Consider the following 19,656-nt stretch of genomic DNA (forward strand, 5'->3'; position numbering starts at 1 on the left):
CGGCTGGGGTGCGATGGCTTGCCGCTGGCGGCTGGGGTGCGATGGCTTGCCGCTGGCGGCTGGGGTGCGATGGCTTGCCGCTGGCGGCTGGGGTGCGATGGCTTGCCGCTGGCGGCTGGGGTGCGATGGCCTGCCCCTGGCGGCTGGGTTCGGCGGCTTGCCCCGAGACGTTTGGGGGTGTGGGGGCTTGCCCCCACGGATGTGGTTGGGGTTCGGGGGCGAAGCCCCCGAGAGGTTCCGAGAGGTGGGTATGGTCGGTGTATGGCTGAGAGTCCCGAGATTCGCATTGGTACCGCGGAGCGGGAGGAAGCCATGCAGCGGCTGTCGGAGCATTTCGCGGCGGGGCGGTTGAGTGTGGCCGAGTTCGATGAGCGGAGTGCGATCGTGTCGGCGGCGCGGACGCGGGGGGATTTGGCGCCGGTGTTCGCGGATTTGCCGGTGCCGGTGGTGGGGAAGGCCGGCGGGGAGCGGCAGGCGAAGGCGCGGGGGCAGTGGCGGGAGCAGCGGGTTATGCCGCTGATCGTGATTCTGGCGATTGTGCTGTTCTTCGTCACGAAGGTGTGGCTGGTGTTTCTGATCATTCCGGTGGCGGCGGTGCTGTTGTTCGGGAATGTGTGGGCTTGGTGGGCGGATGACGACCACGACAAGAAGAACAAGAAGCGGGCGGAGTGATGGAACCCATCGAAATCAATGCGGGCAGTTGGTATCTGCGGGCATTGCGGGCCGATGAGCGGATCGACGACCGGCCCGCGCTGGCCGACGGCGGGATCACCGATCCGGAATACGTGGCGCGCCGGACCGCGGGGTGGGCGGACGAGACGCATTTCTCGTGGGCGGTGTGCGTGCCGACGACCGCGGAAATGGTGGCCGAGATCGGGGTGACGCCCGGTGCGGACGGCACCGCGGCGGTGACGGGCTGGGCCCGTGCGGGATACGACGCGGCGCTGGCGGACGGCCTGGTCACGGTGCGCCGATTCACCGCCGGAGCGCTCGGGCTGCAACCGCAGGACGTCTCCTAGCCGGAAAATCATTGGTGCCCGCCCCCTGCGCCGGGGGACCCTGGAGTCGCATCCGAAAACCGGCGACAGGGGAGACGGTTATGTGGGGCTGGAGTAAACACGAAGGCGATCGGGCGGCCGTGGCCGCTTTCGGCGGCGGGCGATTCACCGAACCCGCGCCGAAGTTCACCGATCCCGATGTCCGCGCCGAATTCACCGAGAGCGAGTCGGAAGGGCGGCATTCGGACGAGCTGGCGTCCATGGACGCCAACGCGTCCATGGACGCCATTCCGGCCGCGCCCGGTGGGGTAGCCTGCGGGCATGGACAGGCCAGCCTTGGATATCGAACGGTTGCGGCGCGAGTCGGCGGCGGAGAGGTTCTTCTCCGGCGTGGACGTGGTGGAGTCCACGGGGTCGACCAATGCGGATCTCGTTGCGCGTGCGGCCGATTCGGACCTGGATCGGCTGGTGCTGATCGCCGAGGCCCAGGAGCACGGGCGCGGGCGGCACGAACGGCACTGGGTGAGCCCGCCGCGCGCGCAGATCGCCATGTCCCTGCTAGTGCGGGTGCGCGGCATCGATCCGGCGGTGCTGGGCTGGCTGCCCCTGCTGACCGGGGTGGCGGTCGTTGACGCGGTGCGCGCGGTGACCGGGGTGAAGGCCGTCCTCAAATGGCCCAATGACGTCCTCGTCGACGGCCGCAAGCTGGCGGGCATCCTGGCCGAGATCGCCGCGGTCGGTCCCGATCCGGCCGTGGTGGTCGGCGTCGGCCTGAACGTGAGCCTCACCGAGGCGGAACTCCCTGTCCCGCATGCCACCTCGCTGTCGCTGTCCGGGGCCGCCGACACCGATCGCACCGAGCTCGTGGCCGCCATCATGCGCGAGTTCGGCCGCCGCTTCACCGCCTGGGAGGCGGTGCGCTGGGACATCGCGGACCTGGCCGCGGCCTATCGGGAGCGCTGCTCCACCATCGGCACCCAGGTGCGCGCCGAGCTGCCCGGCGGGGAGATCCTCACCGGCATCGCCACGGGCGTGGACGAGAACGGGCGTCTGCTGGTGGGCGATCGCGCCGTCTCGGCGGGCGACGTCACCCACCTGCGCGCCGAGTACTGAACAGCAGTTCCGCAACTGTGAACCCCACGAGAGGCATCCGGAGTCGGATGCTTCTCGTGGGACTACCCATCGGAATCGCTCAGGCGGGTTGCAGCTGACCGCGGGCGGCCTCGCGGGCCAGCATCCGGTCGCGCTGCTCCTCGAACTTGACCACGTCGGCCTCGAGCTTCTCCACGAAGGCGCCGAGCTCCTCGCGGGCCTGCTCGCCACGGGAGCCGAAGTCGTTGCGCCCGAAGATGTTCCAGTGCTTGAGGACCGGGTTGACGACCTCTTCCAGATGCTGGCGCAGGTCGTAGATGCCGTGTTTGGCCATCATCACGCCATTGCGGCGGAAGTTGGGCATGCCCGCGCCGGGCATGACGAAGTTGGTCAGCACCTTCACGATCGCCGCCAGCGCCTGATCCGGCACCAGGTCCAGGCCGGCGCCGCACAGGGTGCGATAGAAGATCATGTGCAGGTTCTCGTCGGCGGCGATGCGCTGCAGCATGCGGTCGGCGATGGGGTCGTTGCAGACCTTGCCGGTATTGCGGTGCGAGACGCGGGTCGCGAGCTCCTGGAAGGTCACGTAGGCGACGTTCTCCAGGAACCCGCCCCAGTCGTCGGGGGACTGCGCGCCCTGGGTCATGTGGATCATGCGGGCCTCTTCGAGGGCGACCGGATCCACGCCGCGGGTGACCACCAGGTAGTCGCGGATGACGATGCCGTGCCGGTTCTCCTCGGCGGTCCAGCGGCCCACCCAGGTGCCCCAGGCGCCGTCCTGGGAGAAGTTCTCGGCGATCTCCCGGTGGTAGGAGGGCAGGTTGTCCTCGGTGAGCAGATTGGTGACCATGGCGATCTTGGCGACCTCGGACAGCGACGACTGCGAGGGATCCCAATCCGCACCGCCCATGGCGGCGAAATTGCGGCCCAGGTCCCACGGCACGTAATCGTGCGGGTTCCAATCCTTGGCCATGGACAGGTGGCGGTTCAGGTTCTGCTCGGCCACCGGTTCGAGCTCTTTGAGTATCTGGAACTGCGTCAACTCTCGGGTCACACACGCCTCCTGTGTCATGCGCCGGTCGGGATCCGGACGGGTCGTGCAGGGGACAGCTCGCGAAAGGCAGATCGTGGTCGCCGATGCTACGCGGCGGACGCAATATTGTGCTTCACACCGCTGCTCGGCGTCAGGCATTCTGACATCTCCGCGCGGTAGGTTGTGCGCATGGGTTATCCGGAGGAGGCATTGGCGCCGGAGGAGCAGCTGGTGCTGCATCGTCATCCGCATTGGAAGATGTTGTTCTGGCCCGCTGTGACTTTCATCCTGATTACCGCGTTGGCCGGATTCGTCGCGGGCGTGGTTTCGCGGCGCACCGAGGATCCGCCGCGCTCCTGGCTGCTGCTCGCGATTCTGCTGATCTGGCTGGCGATCGTGTTGTGGCGCAGCGTCTCCGCGCTCATTCGCTGGAAGTCGACGCATTTCATCGTGACCGATCGGCGGGTGCTGATCCGGCAGGGTGTGCTGACCCACACCGGAATCGATATTCCGATGAATCGCATCTCGAATGTGCAATTCCGGCACGGCCTGTTCGACCGGATGCTCGGCACCGGCACCCTGATCATCGGATCGGCCTCGGACGAACCGCTGGAATACGACGACATCCCGCAGGTGCAGAAGGTGCACGCCCTGCTCTACCACCAGGTCTTCGATGTGGTGCAGAACAATGGAAACGGCGGCGGCTACTACGGATCCGAGGCGGGCTACCCGTAGGCTTGTCCCGTGACCGCCGTACTGCTGGCCGAAGACGACGAGGCGATTGCCGCGCCGCTATCGCGAGCGCTGGGGCGTGAGGGCTATTCGGTGACCGTGGAGAGCTATGGCCCCGCGGTGCTGGAGCGGGCCCTCGAGGGCGGCCATGACCTGCTGATCCTGGATCTGGGCCTGCCCGGCATGGACGGCCTCGAGGTCTGCCGCCAGGTGCGGGCGCAGGGCGCGGACCTGGCGGTGCTCATGCTCACCGCGCGCACCGACGAGGTGGATTTCGTGGTCGGCCTGGACGCCGGCGCCGACGACTACGTGGGCAAGCCCTTCCGGCTCGCGGAGTTGCTGGCCCGGGTGCGAGCCCTGCTGCGGCGCAGCGGAATCGGGGACGAGGCCGTGGAGGTGGGCGGCATCCGGCTGGAGCCGGCCGCGCGCCGGGTGCTGGTGAACGGCCTCGAGGTGAACCTCGCCAACAAGGAGTACGAGCTGCTCAAGGTGCTCATCGACCGGGCCGGGCAGGTGGTGTCGCGGGAGACGATACTGCGCGAGGTGTGGGGCGACGCCGATCTGCGCGGCTCCAAGACCCTCGATATGCACATGTCCTGGCTGCGCCGCAAGATCGGCGACGAGGGGCCGGTGGCCGAGCGCCGGATCGTGACCGTGCGCGGCGTAGGCTTCCGCTTCAACACGGACTGAGCCCCTAGTCGAATGTTCTTCTCGTCATTCCGGCGCGCTTTTGGCCGGAATCTACCGGGCTTGCGTGGATCCCGGCCGAGAGCATGCCGGGATGACGAATGGAACTCCCCAGCGAAGCGAGGCATCTCGACGATGAGACGCAGGATTCTGCTGTCCATGGTGGCTGCGCTGACCCTCACCACCCTGGTTCTCGGTGTGCCGCTGGCCTTCACGGCCTGGCAGTGGGTGGAGGACATCAGCCGCGGCGAACTGCGCAGCCGGCTCGACCGCATCGCGGTCGAAGTGGTGGCGCAGGAGCACGACGACGGGCTGGTGCACGGCGAACTGGATCTGCGCTCGGTGCGGCCGCTCATCCCGACGGGCGGGCGGCTGACCATCGTGTATCCGACGCCGCAGGACAATGCCTCGCGCATCGACATCGGCGCGGAAATGGTGAACGACCCCATCTCCGAATCCCTGGCCATGGGCACCTCCGGTTCGCTGCGGCTGGAAACCCCTGCGGCGCCGATGCATTCGATGCAGCGCCAGGCCCTGGGCGCGGTGCTGGGCCTGGTGCTCATCTCGCTGGGCGCGGGCATCGCGGTGGCGGTGGTGACCGCGCGCCGGGTGGCCGATCCGCTGCGCGATGTGGCGGCGCGCGCGGCCCGGCTGGCCAAGGGCGACTTCCGCGCCGATCCGCGCCGGCACGGCATCACCGAACTGGATCGCGTCTCCGATGTGCTGGATTCGGCGACGGTCGAGATCGCGGGCCGGCTGCAGCGCGAGCACGCGCTGGTGGCGGATGTCTCGCATCAGCTGCGCAGCCGGTTGACGGCGGTGCGGCTGCGCCTGGACGAGCTGTCCACCCACGACGATCCGGATGTGGTGCACGAGGCGGAAGAGGCCATGGCGCAGGTGGATCGGCTCACCGACGCCATCGACGAGCTGGTGCGCGCCTCCCGCGACGAGGGCGCCGCCGACCGCGATCCGGTGCCGGTGGTGGCGGAGCTGCGCGGCGTGGTGGCCGAATGGCGGCACCCGTTCGCGGAGGCGGGCCGCAAGCTCGTACTGCTGGGCGATCCCACGCTGACCGCGCCGGTGACCGGCTCCCGGCTGCGGGAGGCCCTCGCGGTGCTGGTGGACAATGCCCTCATGCACGGCGGCGGCACCTGCACGGTCTCGGTGCGCACGGTCACCGGCGGCCGCGACGATCGCGATCCGCTGGTCTGCGTGGAGGTCGCCGATGAGGGCGACGGCGTGCGCGACGAGCTCGCCCCGCACATCTTCGACCGCGGCTTCTCCGCCGCCGGGTCCACGGGCGTGGGCTTGGCGCTGGCCCGCGCCCTCATCGAAGCCGACGGCGGCCGCCTGGAACTGCAACGCCGCCGCCCGGCCCTGTTCGCGGTCTTCCTCGGCTCGTCCACGGCGGACAAGCCCGCGAATACCGCTATGACAGAGCCGCGTTGACGCCCCGCGATCTTTCTATCGATTCCCTAACCGTTCGCTAGCCGGGGCCGATAATTCGCTCCATACCTTCGGATTCGTCCAGAGCGGACCGGCGACAGATCGCCGACGAGTTCGAAGGAGCACAGATGCAGAAGTCCACCATTCGCCGGGGCGCCCTCGCCGGAGGCATCGCGGGCGTGGCCGTCATCGGCGCGCTGCTGGCGCCGGGAATCGCGAATGCCGAGACGCCGGAGGATGTTTCGGGCCCGGTCATCGTGAGCCCCGGGCATCCGGGCATGCCGGCGCTGCCCGGTGGCCCGGACGGCGAGCAGGTTCTGGTGACCAAGAACCCGGACGGCACCGTCACCGTGCAGCGCGGCGATCTGTCGCAGCTGCCGCCCGGCGCGGTCCCGGCCCAGCCCATCGGGCCCGGCGTGCACGTCGAGCAGGGGCCCGGCGTCGTCATCCAGCAGCATCCGGGCCATCCGGGCGATCACGCGGTGACGGTCGTCCCGCGGGCAACCCTGCCCTCCACCGGCAGCGCGGGCTGATCCGGTCGGTGCGATCGAACCGGTTCGCCGGGCCGAACCCCCCGCGGCCCGGCGAGCACTCCCGATTGACCGGATTTTCACAGGTCGGCGGGTTTGCGCGTCAGTATCGTCGGTGCCGTGAGTAGCCCTCGGATTCTGGTTGTGGACGATGACGCCCGGGTGCTGGAGTCGATTGCGCGCGGGCTGCGCCTGTCCGGTTTCGAGGTCGAGACCGCGACGGACGGAGCCGGCGCGCTCCAGCGCATCACCGCGAGCGCGCCGCAGGCCATGGTGCTGGATCTCAATATGCCGCTGCTCGACGGCGTCCAGGTGGTGACGGCCCTGCGCTCGTTCGGCAATGACATCCCGATCTGCGTGCTCAGCGCCCGCTCGGAGGTCACCGACCGCATCGGCGCGCTGGAGGCCGGCGCCGACGACTACCTCACCAAGCCGTTCGACTTCGGCGAGCTCATCGCCCGCCTGCGCGCCATGCTGCGCCGCGCCCCCGCCCCGGCGCACGAGTCCGATGACCGCACGGTCATCGGACCGCTCGTCGTGCATCCTGGCGCCCGCCGCGCCTATGTCGACGGCGCCCTGCTCGACCTCACCAAACGCGAATTCGACCTGCTGCTGGCGCTGGCCTCCGCCCCCGGCCAGGTCTTCACCCGCGCCCAGCTCCTGGATCGAGTGTGGGGCTACGACTTCGAAACCCAGACGAAAGTGGTCGACGTGTTCGTCTCCTATCTCCGCCGCAAACTCGAATCCAACGGCACACCCCGCCTGGTCCACACCGTGCGCGGCGTCGGCTTCGTCCTGCGGACCGACGCGTGAGCAGGTTCCGCCTCGCCCGCACGAGGCGTGCGGGCGAGGGGGCCGGAGACGCCACCCGCCGCCGCCCCGGAGGCCGCTTCCGTTTCAGTCCTGTGCGCTGTGCGGGCACGGTAGCCGGAGACGTCGCCGTGGGGGCGGCCGCGAGGCGCGCCCCGTTCCGCTCGGTGCGCCGCGCGGCGGGAGACGCGCTGGGCCGTGGCCCGAGACGCCCGCTGTCGCTGCGCACGCGGGTGGCGCTGGCCAGCGCCGCGACGGCCGCGGTCGTGGTCGCGGCAATGAGCGCGTTGTTGTTCCTGGTGGCGCCCACGGATGCCCGGACGCAGGCCGGAACGCTGGTGCGGTCGCTCGCGGTCACGCACACGGACGGGACCGTGACGACCGAGGGGCCCGGAGCGGTCGCCGGGCCGACTCCTCCGATCCTGGACCATGACGGCATCGACCACGACGGCGTTCACGAAGGCCGGGTCTTCATCACCGGTGCGGTGCCCGCCGCGCTCGCGCCGGACCTGCCGGATTTCCAGCGCACGGTGCCCGTGGACGGGAAGCCGGTGATGATCGCCGTCTCGCGTGAGGTCGTGGCGGACTCGGTGACCAAGCAGCGCGTTCGGATCGTCGCCATCGGGGTCGGCGCGACCGCGCTGGCCGCCCTGCTGGGCTGGTATTTCGCCTCGGGCGCGGTGGCGCCGCTGCGCCGGCTCACCGCGGCCACGGCCGGTCTGGGGGATCGGCTGGAACTGGAGCCGCCGCGGTCGGGGGCCAGCGAGACCACCGAACTGGCCGAGGCCATGAACACCATGCTCGGGCGGATCGCCGAGGAGCGCCGGCACACCAGCGAAGCCCTGGTCACCGCACGGGATTTCGCGGCCACCGCCGCGCACGAACTGCGCACCCCGCTGACCGCCATGCGCACCGATCTGCAGGTCCTGCGCTCGGTGCCGATGCCGGAAGCCGACCGCGCCGGGATCCTCGACGATGTGCTGGCCAGCCAGCAGACCGTGGAAGCGACCCTGTATGCCCTGGAGCGCTTGGCCGTCGGCGATCTCACCACCGAATCCGACTGGGAGGACGTGGATCTGGGTCAGCTCGTGGACCAGGTCGTGGAGGACTCGCGGCGCGCCCATCCGTCGGTGACCATCGGCACCGATACCGCCGAGCCTGTCCGCCTGCGCGGTCTCGTGGCCGGATTGCGTTCCGTCATCGACAATGCCGTCAGCAATGCGGTCCGCCACGGCGGGGCCTCCCGCATCGAGGTCGCCGTACACGCCGACCCCGCCCCCGACCGTGCGGTCGCTGATGACGTTGCCGCCATGTCCGCGGACCCGACCGGCGCTTCGCCCGGCACCATTGTGCTCACCATCGACGATGACGGCACCGGAATCCCGGAACCGGAGCGCGCCAAGGTTTTCGAACGCTTCTATCGCGCCGGCAAGACCCCCGGCAGCGGCCTCGGGCTGGCCCTGGTCGCACAGCAGGCGCGCCTGCACGGGGGCGCGGCGAGCATCGAGCAGAGCCCGCTCGGCGGTGTTCGCCTCAGCGTGACGTTCGCGCCTCGTCCCGCGGTGCCGACCGATCCCGAATGACCGCCCGCCCCCGAAACGGCTGCGGCCCGGAACCGTCGGGTTCCGGGCCGCAATGGTGTCTTCGTCAGCTGTGTCCGAGTTGCTCCTCGTTGATGAGGTCCTCGAGCTCCTCCTGGAGTTCCGCCATTTCGTCGGGAAACACCCATTTGCGCAGTGCCCAGAATCGGAACGCCATTTGCAGCAGATTGCCGATGATGAACCCGCTGACGAAGTCGGCGATGTTCTCGACGGTGAAACTCACATCCGGCTGGCGCAGATCGAACACATAGCTCGATATCCACAGCGGGACGCTGGCCAGCAGCACGCCGATACCGCTGACGACGAAGAACAGCAGCGCCTCGTGATGCTTCTCACGGCCGCCGCGCTTATCGAAAGTCCACTCCCGATTCAGGATGTAGGACGCGATCACGGCGATGACGCCGGACAGGATGCGCGCGACCGTGGGTTTCGGCTCGAGTATGGTCAGCTTCAGGATGTAGAAGATGCCGATGTCGATGACGAACGTCGTCGCGCCGACAATCGCGAACTTGATCAGTTCGGAATGGCGGTCCGCGAGGTCCCGCAGCGGTTTGGGCAGGACGTTTATCACGTCGTCGACAAATGACACGGAGCGAGTCTACGTCTCTCGCGGAACCGGTGAGCAACCCGCACGGTAGGGGGCGGTAGGTGTCATGACAACATTGACCAACGTGAGCGCCCGTTCCTTCGACTCCTCCGCGATGCCCACCGTCACCATGATCGGTGGCGGCCAGCTCGCGCGCATGACCCATCAGGCGGCCATTGCGCTGGGCCAGCGGCTACGCGTGCTCGCCGAACGCCCCGACGATCCGGCGGCCCAGGTGACCCCGGACGTGGTCTTCGGCAGCCACCACGATCTGACGGCGCTGCGCAAGGCCGCCGTCGGCTCGCACGCGCTGACCTTCGATCACGAGGGCGTGCCCACCGAGCATCTCGAGGCGCTCATCGCCGAGGGCGTGAACGTGCAGCCGCCGCCGAGCGCGCTGATCTTCGCCCAGGACAAGCTGGCCATGCGCCACAAGCTGGCCGAGCTGGGCGTGCCGATTCCGGCGTTCACCGAGGTGAACTCGGTCACCGACGCCGTGGCCTTCGGCGACGCGCACGGCTGGCCCTTCGTGCTCAAGGCGGTGCGCGGCGGCTACGACGGCCGCGGCGTGTGGATGCCCGCCGACGCCGCCGAGACCGAGAAGATCGTCACCGACCAACTCGCGCACGGTGTTTCGCTGCTGGCCGAGGCCAAGGTCGAGCTGAAGCGGGAACTCTCCGCCATGGTCGCGCGCTCGCCGTTCGGGCAGGCCGCCGCCTGGCCGGTCGTGGAGACCGTGCAGCGCAACGGCCAGTGCGCGGTCGTCATCGCCCCGGCCCCGGACCTGCCGGAGGCCAAGGCCACCGAGGCGTCGGCGCTGGCGCTGCGCCTGGCGTCGGAATTGGGCGTGACCGGCGTCATGGCCGTGGAGCTCTTCGAGACCCGTTCCGGCGAGCTGCTGGTGAACGAACTCGCCATGCGCCCGCACAACTCCGGCCACTGGGGCATGGACGGCGCCTGCACCGGCCAGTTCGAGCAGCATCTGCGCGCGGTCCTGGACTATCCGCTGGGCAGCACCCGCCCGCTGGCTCCGGTGGTCGTGATGGCCAATATCCTCGGCGCGCCCGAGGCTCCCGAGATGTCCATGGACGAGCGCCTGCATCACCTGGCCGCCCGCATGCCGGATGCCAAGGTGCACCTCTACGGCAAGGGCGAGCGCCCCGATCGCAAGATCGGCCACCTCAACATCCTCGGTGACGATCTCGCCGAGACCCGCGAAAAAGCCGAGCGCGCGGCCCACTGGATGTCGCACGCGATCTGGACCGACGGATGGGATCCACATCATGACTGAGACCGCACAGGTCGGCCTGATCATGGGCAGCGACTCCGACTGGCCCACCATGGTGGCCGCGGCGGAAGCCTTGGCGGAGTTCGGTGTTCGCTTCGAGGTCGGCGTGGTCTCCGCGCACCGCACCCCGCAGCGCATGCTCGACTACGCGAAGGAGGCCGCCGGCCGCGGCCTCCAGGTCATCATCGCGGGCGCGGGCGGCGCGGCGCACCTGCCCGGCATGGTCGCCTCCGCGACCCCGCTGCCGGTCATCGGCGTCCCGGTGCCGCTCAAGCATCTCGACGGCATGGATTCGCTGCTGTCGATCGTCCAGATGCCCGCCGGTGTCCCCGTCGCCACCGTCTCCATCGGCGGCGCGCGTAACGCGGGCCTGCTCGCGGTCCGCATCCTGGCGGCCTCGAACCCCGAATTGCGTTCGCGCATGGAGCAATTCCAGGCGGATCTGGAGAAGATGGTCCTGGAGAAGGACGACGCCCTCCGCGCCAAACTCCTCGGCTGAGACTCACCGTGACCACGCCCGGCTACGGTGGGCGTGTGGCCCCCGACGATGACGCGACCGCGCGCCGCCTGACCGTGGTGGATCAGGCGCTGCGGCTGTTCGCCGAGAAGGGGTACGAGGCCACGACCGTCGACGAGATCGCGGATGCGGCCGGGATTTCGCGGCGGACCTTCTTCCGGCAGTTCCGGTCCAAGGAGGATGTGGTCTTCGCCGATCACGAATCGCAGCTGGCGCAGGCGCGGGCCTTCCTGGATGCGGCGCAGGGGGATCCGTGGGAGGCCGTGTGCGCGGCCGTGGTCGAGGTGTTCGAGCGGTTCACCCAGTGGCGGGAGCTGGCCGCGCGCCGGTACCGGGTGGTGCGGCAGGAGCCCGCGCTGCGGGAACGCGAGATCGTGACGGTGTTCCGCTACGAGCGGCTGTTCACCGACTATCTGCGCAGCCGATTGCGAGGCGAGTCGGATTTGGCGCTGGTGCAGTTCACCGCGGCGGTGACCGCGACGCACAACTATCTGCTGCGGCGCATGGTGCGCGGCGAGTCGGACGCGAGTCCGGCGGATCTGCGTGTCGCGCTGGACGGCATTCCCCGCGGGGGTGCCGGGGGTTTGCGCGGGGCGCGCGACGGCGCCGCGGCGCGGGCCGAGGAGATGGTGGTGGCGGTCTTCCCGCGCGATCTGCCGCCCCGGCAGGTCGCGGACCTCCTGGCCCGGCGGCTGGATACGCTGTGACCGGCCCGCAGTGGCAGAGATGACACTGCGTGCCACCGTTTATCCGGGCAGTATGCGCATGTGGCCGCGATTTCGCGGCGTATACTCGGCCACGACTGGCACTGAGTGCCGAGATGCTGGTGACGGCGCTGGCCAAGCAGCGGCGATCCCGACCGACGAACCAGGAGTGAACCCATGGCGGGCAATCCCGATTTCAACCTGTTCCAGCTCGAGGACTTCCACCACGAGCTGCGCGAGGCCATTCGCGGCCTGTCCGAGAAGGAGATCGCCCCGTACGCGAAGGACGTGGACGGCAACTCCCGCTTCCCGGAGGAGGCGCTGACCGCCCTCAACGCCGCCGGCTTCAATGCCGTGCACGTGCCCGAGGCCTACGGCGGCCAGGGCGCGGATTCCGTCGCCACCTGCATCGTCATCGAAGAGGTCGCCCGCGTCTGCGGTTCCTCCTCGCTGATCCCGGCCGTCAACAAGCTCGGCACCATGGGCCTGATCCTGAACGGCTCCGAGGAGCTCAAGAACAAGGTCCTGCCCGACATCGTGGACGGCAAGATGGCCTCCTACGCGCTGTCCGAGCGCGAGGCCGGCTCCGACGCCGGTTCCATGCGCACCCGCGCCAAGGCCGACGGCGACGACTGGATCATCAACGGCTCCAAGTGCTGGATCACCAATGGCGGCAAGTCCGACTGGTACACCGTCATGGCCGTGACCGACGCCGAGAAGGGCGCCAACGGCATCTCCGCGTTCATGGTGCACAAGGACGACGAGGGCTTCGTGGTCGGCCCGCTGGAGCACAAGCTGGGCATCAAGGGCTCCCCGACCGCCGAGCTGTACTTCGAGAACTGCCGGGTTCCGGGCGACCGCATGATCGGCGCGCCGGGCACCGGTTTCAAGACCGCCCTGCAGACCCTGGACCACACCCGCCCGACCATCGGCGCGCAGGCCGTCGGCCTGGCCCAGGGCGCGCTGGACGCGGCCATCGCCTACACCAAGGACCGCAAGCAGTTCGGCAAGGCGATCGCCGACTTCCAGAACACCCAGTTCATGCTGGCCGATATGGCCATGAAGATCGAGGCCGCCCGCCTCATGGTCTACACCTCGGCCGCCCGCGCCGAGCGCGGCGAGAAGAACCTGGGCTTCATCTCCGCCGCCGCCAAGTGCTTCGCCTCCGATGTGGCCATGGAGGTCACCACCAATGCCGTGCAGCTCTTCGGCGGCGCCGGCTACACCACCGATTTCCCGGTGGAGCGAATGATGCGCGATGCCAAGATCACCCAGATCTACGAGGGCACCAACCAGATTCAGCGCGTGGTCATGTCGCGTCAGCTGCTGCGCTGAAATCGCTTCAATAGCTAGTGGATTGCTCCGGGGACCGACCCGCCGTCACTTCGACGGACGGTCGGTTCGCCGGAGCTTTTCTTTACCTTTTCCTCAGGTAAAGCAGTGGTTTCGGGACTGTTTTGCCGCCGCGGGCGGGGGCACTATTGATCCATGGCCGGAGTCGAAATCAACGACACCTTCGTCCGGCGCACGCTGGCCAATGGACGGGTGGAAGAGGTCGCGTGGACCGAACTCGCGGAGGTGCGGATCATTACGACGGCGGACGGCCCGTTCGCCGAGGATGTGTTCTTCGTGCTGATCGGGGCGACCGGTAAGGGTTGTGTGGTGCCGCATTCGGCGGCCGACACCGCGTTTCTGGCTCGCTTGCAGGCACTACCGGGTTTCGACAACGACAAGGTGATCGAGGCCATGTGCAGCGTCACCGACAAGCAGTTCCTGGTGTGGCGGCGGCGGGAACAGCCGCGCTACGGCGATACGCACCGCCGCGCCAATTAGGCCACCAGGTCGGCGTATTCGGGATGCTCGGCAATGTACTTCTCGACATACCAGCAGGTGGGGATGATCGAGAAGCCTTCGGCACGTGCGTCGTTCAGCGCGAACTCGACCACCTGCGCCGCCACGCCGCGGCCGCGGAACTCGGGAAAGGTGAGGGTGTGCTGGATGTCGCGGATCTTCGTCTCGCCCTGGGCGCGCTCCGCGTAGTCGGCGTAGCCCGCGAGAGTGCCGTCGAGGTAGATCTCGTAGCGGGTGGCGTCGGCATTGTGTTCCAGCCTGGTGGTCATGATCGGGGTGAACTCCCTTGCGAAGTGGATTGTTCCGGGGGATCGGCTAGATGACCGCGCCGGGATTGAGAATCCCGTGCGGATCCAGGGCGTCTTTGATACGGCGGGTGAGTGCCATCACATCGGGCCCGAGCTGATCGGGCAGCCAGGCCTTCTTGAGCCGGCCGACGCCGTGCTCGCCGGTAATGGTGCCGCCCAGGCCGATCGCGAGGTCCATGATCTCGCCGAAGGCCCGATGCGCGCGCTCGGCCTCGGCCGCGTCGTTCGGATCGTGCACGATGAGCGGGTGGGTATTGCCGTCACCGGCGTGCGCGATGACGGAGATGAGTACCTCACGGGCGCGGGCGATCTCGGCAATGCCGTTGACCAGATCGCCGAGCCGGGGGAGCGGTACGCCGACATCCTCGAGCAGCAGCGGCCCTTTGCGTTCCACCGCCGGGATGGCGAATCGCCGTGCGGCGCAGAACGCCTCGCCCTCATCCTCGTCGTCGGTGCGGAAAGCCTCGGTGGCCCCGGCTTTTTCGCAGGCGGCCAGCATGATCTCGGCCTCCTGCCCGGCATGGTCGCCGGGGGCGTCGGAGCGCGCCACCAGCAGTCCGGCGGCCGTGCGGTCCAAGCCCATTCGCAATTCGTCCTCGACCGCATTGATGGCGACCGAGTCCATGAACTCCAGCATGGACGGGCGCAGCGCCCCGGTGATGGCCAGAATGGCCTCGGTCGCGGCGGTCAGCGTCGGGAAGGTGGCGACCACGGTCGACTGCGGCGGTTGCGCGGGCAGCAGCCGCAGCGTGAGCTCGGTGATGATCCCCAGCGTGCCTTCACTGCCCACGAACAGCTTGGTCAGCGACAGCCCCGCGGAATCCTTCAGGCGCGGCCCGCCCAGCCGCACCACGGTGCCATCGGCGAGCACCACCTCCATGCCGAGTACGTAATCGGTGGTGACGCCGTATTTCACGCAACACAATCCGCCCGCGTTGGTGGCGGCATTGCCGCCGATCGAGCAGATCTCGAACGACGAGGGATCCGGCGGATACCACAGCCCCTTCTCCGCGACAGCCCGTTTGACCTCGGCATTCAACAGCCCGGGCTGCACCACGGCCGTGCGCGTCACCGGATCGACGCTGATCTCCCGCATCTTCTCGGTGCTCAGCACCAGCGCCCCGTGCTGTGCGGTCGCCCCGCCCGACAATCCGGTCCCGGCCCCGCGCGGCACGATCGGCACGCGATGCTCGTCGGCCCACCGCACCACCGCCGCCACCTGCGCGGTGGTGACCGGCCGGACCAGGGCCAGCGCGGTTCCGGCATCCGGATCGAGCGCCCGGTCCTGCCGGTAGGCGGCCAGCACGTCCGGATCGGTCACCACCATGCCCGCGGGGAGCAGGTCGTGCAGGGCGACGAGATCGACGGCAGAGCTTTTCGGGTCCACAACCAGAAACTACGTCGTCCCGCCCCGTTTGTCCGGGATCGGCTTCAGTCGGCCGTGGTTCGGGTCAGCGTGACGGCCGCGGCCAGCACCACCGCGATGACGACCAGGGCGCTCAGGCCCGCGACCTCCATGGCGTGCACGAAATCGCCTGTGCCGTGGGCAGTGCCGAGCGCGCTGAAGAAGATGGTGCCCAGCACGGTCGCGCCGATGGCATTGCCGAACTGCTGCGCGGAGGTGAGCACGCCCGCCGCCATGCCGGCCTGATGGCCCGGGATGCCGGAGGAGAGCACCGCGCCGATGGTCGAGGGGATGGCCATGCCATTGCCCGCGCCGACCAGCATCATGCCGGGGATCAGCACCGCCGCGCTGACCGCCGAGCCGTACCAGGCCAGCACGCCGCTGGTGACCAGCATGCCGAGCAGGCTGATGCTCGCGCCCAGCAGGATGACCCGATTGCCGATCCGCTCCGCGATGCGGCGGGCGAAGAAGGAGCTGAAGGCGAAGCACAGGCCCAGCGGAGCGAAGGTGAGCCCGGCGGCCAGCGGGTCCATGCCCAGCCCGTTCTGCAGCAGCAGGGTCAGGCACAACATGAAGCCGGCGAAGAAGGTGAGGTAGCCGCCGGAGATCACCATGCCCGCCAGGAACTTCCGGTCACCGATGAGGGTGGTGTCCAGTACGGGCTGGCCGCCGTCGCGCAGCAGCCGGTTCTCGTAGCGCAGGGTCGCCAGCAGGACGGGCAGCGCCGCCGCCATGGCCATCCAGGTCCAGACCGGCCAGCCTTCCGGGCGGCCGAGCGTCACCGGGATCAGCACCAGCGCGAGCGCCGACGAAATGCCCAGGGCGCCGATCAGATCCAGGCGCGGGCGGTGGGTCTGCTCGTGCCGGGGCAGCCAGCGGGCGGCGAGCACCGCGGCGACGATGCCGATGGGCACATTGATGAGGAACAGCGTCCGCCAGCCCAGGCCGAACAGGTCGAGGTCGAGCAGCACGCCGCCGAGCACCTGGCCGGCCACCGAGCCGAGGCCGACGGTGGCGCCGAATCCGGCCATGGCCCTGGGACGTTCGTGCGCCGGGAACATGGTGTTGATGAGGGCGAGCAGCTGCGGGATCATGGCCGCCGCGGTGATTCCCTGCAGTACCCGGAATCCCACCAGCGACCAGGAGTTCCAGGCGAGCCCGCAGAGCAGTGAGGCGAGCACGAAGGCGAGCATGCCGAAGACGAACATGCGCCGATGGCCGAACAGATCGCCGAGCCGGCCGCCGGTGACCAGCCCGCTGGCGTAGGCGAATCCGTAACCGCCGACCACCAGTTCCAGGGCGGCCTCGGAGGCGCGCAGGTCGTGTTGCAGGGACGAGGCGGCGACATTGACCACGAAGTAGTCGAACATGGCCATGAACATGGCGCTGAGGATGACCGGCAGCGCGCGCCACCGGGCGGCGAACTCGCCCGGCGCCGCGGACGGTGTTGTGGCGGGCGGAGTTTGAAGAGTTGTCACGTCTTCTCCCGAACGGGTAAGCGGGGAAATAGGGGACGCGCGACGCGACGTTGCGTCGTGTGAGTGCGAGTTCTCGCGAAGTCAACCAACTGGTTAGTTGGAACTATTCCACGCCGTCCGAGCTCATGTCAACTGGTTGGTTGGTTACCATGGCGGACATGGCTCCCAGGGATCCCGAGGCGACGAAGGCACGCATATTCGCCGCCGCCATGGACGAATTCGCCGCATACGGCATCGCCGGGGCCCGGGTCGACCGCATCGCCCGCAATGCCAATGCCAACAAACAGCTCATCTACGCCTACTTCGGCGACAAGCAGCAGCTCTTCCATCAGGTCCTGGAGAAGGCCGTCCTCGATGTCGCCGAATCGGTGACCACCGATATCGAGGACCTCGACACCTGGATCGACGAGCACGTCGACTACCACCGTGAACACCCGGAACTGCTCCGCCTGCTCATGTGGGAGGCCCTCGAACTCGGCCCCGGCAGCAGCACCGCCGGCGAGGTGCGCGCCGAGCGTTATCAGCAGAAGCGCGTCAAGGTCGGCGCCGCGCAGGGCAAGGGCCTCATGCGCGCGGACATGCCCCCCGGCTATGTCCTGCTGCTCCTCATGGGCATGATCAACTATCCGGCCATGCTGCCCCAGGTGGTCCCGTTCATCCTGGACGGTCCCGACGATGTGGACACCATCCGCGCCTGGACCAAGGACGCCATCCGCCGCGTCGTCGGCGCGCCGCAGTAAACTGCCGCGGTGTCCGATCCAAAGCTCGAAATCCAAATGCTGCACGACCGCGTCATGGTGCGTATCAACCAGGAGGCGGGCGAGCGGCGCAGCAGCGGCGGCATCCTCATCCCGGCCACCGCCCAAGTGGCCAAACGCCTCTCGTGGGGTGAGGTCTGCGGCGTCGGCTCCCATGTGCGCGCCGTCCATGTGGGCGATCAGGTCCTCTTCAGCGCCGAGGATCAGTACGAGGTGGAAATCCAGGCCCAGGCCTACTACGTCCTGCGCGAACGCGATCTGCACGCCGTCGCCAACGAACGCCCCGAGCACGGCACCGGCCTGTACCTGTAAGCGCAACGGCCCGGACCCCTTTCGTCGGGGCCCGGGCCGTTCGCCGTCGTCAGAGCGTCTTGACGGTCCCGCCGTCTATGACGAGGTCCGCGCCGACAATATTCGCGGCCCGCTCCGAGCTCAGGAAGGCAACCAGATCGGCCACCTCCTGCGGCTCGGTGATGCGGCGCGAGGCGATGCCGAATTGCTCCGGCAGGGCGGCGAGGAAGTCCTCCTGCGGAACGCCGCCGGCCGCCGCGAACTTCGCGCCGATGCTGTCCGGTCCGCGCCAGATCGAGGTGCCGACCACGCCCGGCGAGACGGTGTTGACCCGCACGCCCTGCGGGCCGAACTCCTCGCTGAGCCGCTTGCTCAACGCGGTGAGGGCCGCCTTGGCCTCGCTGTATCCGGAGGGTCCGACGGCCGGGACGCGGGCGTTGATCGAGGAGATGTTCACGATCGCGCCGCGCCGTTCGATCAGACTCGGCAGCGCGGCGCGCATGGTCGTGACGACGCCGAACAGGTTGAGCGCGAAGACCTCTCGCCACTGTTCGTCGGAGCTGTCGAGGAAGCCGCCGAGGGTGAGCTTGTCCCCGTCGCCGCCGCCGACATTGTTGACCAGGATGTCGATCCCGCCGAGTTCGGCGAGCGCCGCGTCGACCGCCGCGAGGGCTCCCGCGCCGGTGCTCAGATCGGCGGATACGGTTCCGGCCGCGGCCTTTTCGAGCTCGGGCGTAATGGTGCGGGCGACGCCGAACACGCGAACGCCCTCGGCGGCAAGTGCTTCGGTGACGGCCAGTCCGATGCCCCGGCTGGCGCCGGTGACGAGGGCGGTCTTGCCGTTCAGTCCGAGATCCATGATGCATGCCTTTCTTGAACTACAGGTCAAAAACTAGAGCAGAAGAAAAGGCCGCCTGTCGCGGCCCTGTGTCAGAGTGCGGTCAACGCGGTGTCGATGATCCGGTACAGCGTCGTGTGGTCGGAGCTCTTGGCCGAAACCCGAAGCCCCATAATGGTGTTCAGCAGGAACTCGGCCGTGGCCCGCGGATCGGCGTCGGCCCGCACGTCCCCGTCGCGCTGCCCCTGCTGGATGCGCGCGATGAACGCCTCGATCATGTGCTCCTGTGCGAGCGAGACGGCGCGCATGGCCTCCGCGTCCCGCCCGCCCAGCTCCATGGCGGTGTTCACCATCATGCAGCCGCGCCGAACCGGTTCCGCCAGATCGGAATCCACCGTGAACCGCATCCAGGCCCGCAGCCGCTCCCGGGTGGTTCCCGGCTGATTCAAGATCTCGGTGCAGAATTCCACACCCCGCCGGTCGTACCGTTCGAGAGCCCGATCGAACAACTCCCGCTTACTGCCGAAGGTGTTGTACAGACTCCCTTTTCCCACACCGGCGGCCTCGGCCAACTGCGCCGGCGAGGTATTGCCGTACCCATGGGTCCAGAACGCCTCCATCGCGCGATCCACCACCGTGTCCGCTTCGAAGTTGCGTGGCCTGCCCATGACATGAAAATACCCCGTTCTTGACCTCAAGGTCA

The 19,656-nt window shown here is 68.7% G+C and carries 22 protein-coding genes and 1 pseudogene; 16 read left to right on the forward strand and 7 right to left on the reverse strand.

The genetic code is table 11. The features are described 5' to 3' along the window. Window positions 1-261: 261 nt before the first annotated feature. The 3 genes from ACFVIV_RS24770 (at window position 262) to ACFVIV_RS24780 (ending at window position 2,111) form a co-directional block, all read left to right on the forward strand. The gene (locus ACFVIV_RS24770; RefSeq protein ID WP_379200126.1) at window positions 262-672 is read left to right on the forward strand and encodes a DUF1707 domain-containing protein; all 411 of its coding nucleotides are present in this window, start codon (window positions 262-264) and stop codon (window positions 670-672) included. Beyond that, entirely contained in the window at window positions 672-1,019 is a 348-nt protein-coding gene (locus ACFVIV_RS24775; protein ID WP_379200128.1) for a hypothetical protein, read from the forward strand. The genes ACFVIV_RS24770 and ACFVIV_RS24775 overlap by 1 nt, the downstream gene beginning before the upstream one ends. 300 nt (window positions 1,020-1,319) lie before the next feature. After that, complete coding sequence (locus ACFVIV_RS24780) at window positions 1,320-2,111, forward strand: biotin--[acetyl-CoA-carboxylase] ligase (protein WP_379200130.1); 792 nt, start codon at window positions 1,320-1,322, stop codon at window positions 2,109-2,111. 79 nt (window positions 2,112-2,190) lie between these two features. Here ACFVIV_RS24780 and ACFVIV_RS24785 read toward each other — a convergent pair whose 3' ends face one another. After that, window positions 2,191-3,144, reverse strand: coding sequence for an acyl-ACP desaturase (locus tag ACFVIV_RS24785; protein ID WP_379200132.1), 954 nt, complete (start codon window positions 3,142-3,144; stop codon window positions 2,191-2,193). Window positions 3,145-3,312: 168 nt separating this feature from the next. On the opposite strand from ACFVIV_RS24785, the gene ACFVIV_RS24790 reads away from it, so the two are divergent. The 6 genes from ACFVIV_RS24790 (at window position 3,313) to ACFVIV_RS24815 (ending at window position 8,911) form a co-directional block, all read left to right on the forward strand. Continuing rightward, window positions 3,313-3,858, forward strand: a complete 546-nt coding sequence (locus ACFVIV_RS24790; RefSeq protein WP_379200133.1) for a PH domain-containing protein — start codon at window positions 3,313-3,315, stop codon at window positions 3,856-3,858. 9 nt (window positions 3,859-3,867) lie between these two features. Next, window positions 3,868-4,545 carry a response regulator transcription factor gene (locus ACFVIV_RS24795; RefSeq protein ID WP_067544166.1) on the forward strand — a complete coding sequence of 226 codons (678 nt, stop codon included), beginning with the start codon at window positions 3,868-3,870 and terminating at the stop codon, window positions 4,543-4,545. 132 nt (window positions 4,546-4,677) lie between these two features. Further along, window positions 4,678-5,991 carry a sensor histidine kinase gene (locus ACFVIV_RS24800; protein ID WP_379200135.1) on the forward strand — a complete coding sequence of 438 codons (1,314 nt, stop codon included), beginning with the start codon at window positions 4,678-4,680 and terminating at the stop codon, window positions 5,989-5,991. Between the two features lie 125 nt (window positions 5,992-6,116). Next, window positions 6,117-6,521 carry a hypothetical protein gene (locus ACFVIV_RS24805; protein ID WP_379200137.1) on the forward strand — a complete coding sequence of 135 codons (405 nt, stop codon included), beginning with the start codon at window positions 6,117-6,119 and terminating at the stop codon, window positions 6,519-6,521. A gap of 105 nt (window positions 6,522-6,626) precedes the next feature. After that, the gene (locus tag ACFVIV_RS24810) at window positions 6,627-7,331 is read left to right on the forward strand and encodes a response regulator transcription factor (RefSeq protein ID WP_379200318.1); all 705 of its coding nucleotides are present in this window, start codon (window positions 6,627-6,629) and stop codon (window positions 7,329-7,331) included. Further along, the gene (locus ACFVIV_RS24815; protein ID WP_379200139.1) at window positions 7,328-8,911 is read left to right on the forward strand and encodes an ATP-binding protein; all 1,584 of its coding nucleotides are present in this window, start codon (window positions 7,328-7,330) and stop codon (window positions 8,909-8,911) included. Before ACFVIV_RS24810 ends, ACFVIV_RS24815 begins: the two co-directional genes overlap by 4 nt. A gap of 82 nt (window positions 8,912-8,993) precedes the next feature. Here ACFVIV_RS24815 and ACFVIV_RS24820 read toward each other — a convergent pair. Then, window positions 8,994-9,518: pseudogene (locus ACFVIV_RS24820) on the reverse strand (GtrA family protein); the annotation flags it as partial. 64 nt (window positions 9,519-9,582) lie between these two features. On the opposite strand from ACFVIV_RS24820, the gene ACFVIV_RS24825 reads away from it, so the two are divergent. The 5 genes from ACFVIV_RS24825 to ACFVIV_RS24845 all read left to right on the forward strand — a co-directional run bounded on the left by ACFVIV_RS24825 (window position 9,583) and on the right by ACFVIV_RS24845 (window position 13,857). Beyond that, a complete protein-coding gene (locus tag ACFVIV_RS24825) occupies window positions 9,583-10,806 on the forward strand; it encodes a 5-(carboxyamino)imidazole ribonucleotide synthase (protein ID WP_379200141.1) in 1,224 nt (407 codons plus the stop codon). Continuing rightward, complete coding sequence (gene purE, locus ACFVIV_RS24830) at window positions 10,799-11,302, forward strand: 5-(carboxyamino)imidazole ribonucleotide mutase (RefSeq protein ID WP_379200143.1); 504 nt, start codon at window positions 10,799-10,801, stop codon at window positions 11,300-11,302. The genes ACFVIV_RS24825 and purE overlap by 8 nt, the downstream gene beginning before the upstream one ends. A gap of 35 nt (window positions 11,303-11,337) precedes the next feature. Continuing rightward, window positions 11,338-12,027 carry a TetR family transcriptional regulator gene (locus tag ACFVIV_RS24835; protein ID WP_379200145.1) on the forward strand — a complete coding sequence of 230 codons (690 nt, stop codon included), beginning with the start codon at window positions 11,338-11,340 and terminating at the stop codon, window positions 12,025-12,027. A gap of 174 nt (window positions 12,028-12,201) precedes the next feature. After that, window positions 12,202-13,359 (forward strand): acyl-CoA dehydrogenase, encoded by a 1,158-nt coding sequence (locus ACFVIV_RS24840; RefSeq protein ID WP_379200147.1) that lies wholly within the window; start codon window positions 12,202-12,204, stop codon window positions 13,357-13,359. 153 nt (window positions 13,360-13,512) lie between these two features. Further along, complete coding sequence (locus ACFVIV_RS24845) at window positions 13,513-13,857, forward strand: hypothetical protein (RefSeq protein ID WP_379200149.1); 345 nt, start codon at window positions 13,513-13,515, stop codon at window positions 13,855-13,857. Here ACFVIV_RS24845 and ACFVIV_RS24850 read toward each other — a convergent pair. From ACFVIV_RS24850 to ACFVIV_RS24860, 3 genes are all read right to left on the reverse strand, one after another. Next, window positions 13,854-14,144 carry a GNAT family N-acetyltransferase gene (locus tag ACFVIV_RS24850; protein ID WP_379200151.1) on the reverse strand — a complete coding sequence of 97 codons (291 nt, stop codon included), beginning with the start codon at window positions 14,142-14,144 and terminating at the stop codon, window positions 13,854-13,856. The two genes, ACFVIV_RS24845 and ACFVIV_RS24850, sit on opposite strands and share 4 nt — an antisense overlap. 46 nt (window positions 14,145-14,190) lie before the next feature. Continuing rightward, window positions 14,191-15,510 carry an FAD-binding oxidoreductase gene (locus ACFVIV_RS24855; RefSeq protein ID WP_379200320.1) on the reverse strand — a complete coding sequence of 440 codons (1,320 nt, stop codon included), beginning with the start codon at window positions 15,508-15,510 and terminating at the stop codon, window positions 14,191-14,193. Between the two features lie 104 nt (window positions 15,511-15,614). Continuing rightward, a complete protein-coding gene (locus ACFVIV_RS24860; protein ID WP_379200153.1) occupies window positions 15,615-17,066 on the reverse strand; it encodes an MFS transporter in 1,452 nt (483 codons plus the stop codon). 158 nt (window positions 17,067-17,224) lie between these two features. On the opposite strand from ACFVIV_RS24860, the gene ACFVIV_RS24865 reads away from it, so the two are divergent. Then, complete coding sequence (locus ACFVIV_RS24865) at window positions 17,225-17,806, forward strand: TetR family transcriptional regulator (protein WP_379200155.1); 582 nt, start codon at window positions 17,225-17,227, stop codon at window positions 17,804-17,806. A 9-nt stretch (window positions 17,807-17,815) separates the two neighbouring features. After that, complete coding sequence (locus ACFVIV_RS24870; protein ID WP_379200157.1) at window positions 17,816-18,136, forward strand: GroES family chaperonin; 321 nt, start codon at window positions 17,816-17,818, stop codon at window positions 18,134-18,136. A gap of 49 nt (window positions 18,137-18,185) precedes the next feature. On the opposite strand, the gene ACFVIV_RS24875 is transcribed toward ACFVIV_RS24870, so the two are convergent. Together ACFVIV_RS24875 and ACFVIV_RS24880 are read right to left on the reverse strand one after the other, a co-directional pair. Further along, window positions 18,186-18,974: an SDR family oxidoreductase gene (locus ACFVIV_RS24875; RefSeq protein WP_379200159.1), complete on the reverse strand. Its 789-nt coding sequence runs from the start codon at window positions 18,972-18,974 to the stop codon at window positions 18,186-18,188. A 71-nt stretch (window positions 18,975-19,045) separates the two neighbouring features. Then, a complete protein-coding gene (locus ACFVIV_RS24880; protein ID WP_379200161.1) occupies window positions 19,046-19,621 on the reverse strand; it encodes a TetR/AcrR family transcriptional regulator in 576 nt (191 codons plus the stop codon). Between the last annotated feature and the right edge of the window lie 35 nt (window positions 19,622-19,656).

Origin of the sequence: Nocardia sp. NPDC127526 (genome assembly GCF_042672265.1) — a bacterium.
In the GTDB taxonomy this organism is placed as follows: domain Bacteria; phylum Actinomycetota; class Actinomycetes; order Mycobacteriales; family Mycobacteriaceae; genus Nocardia.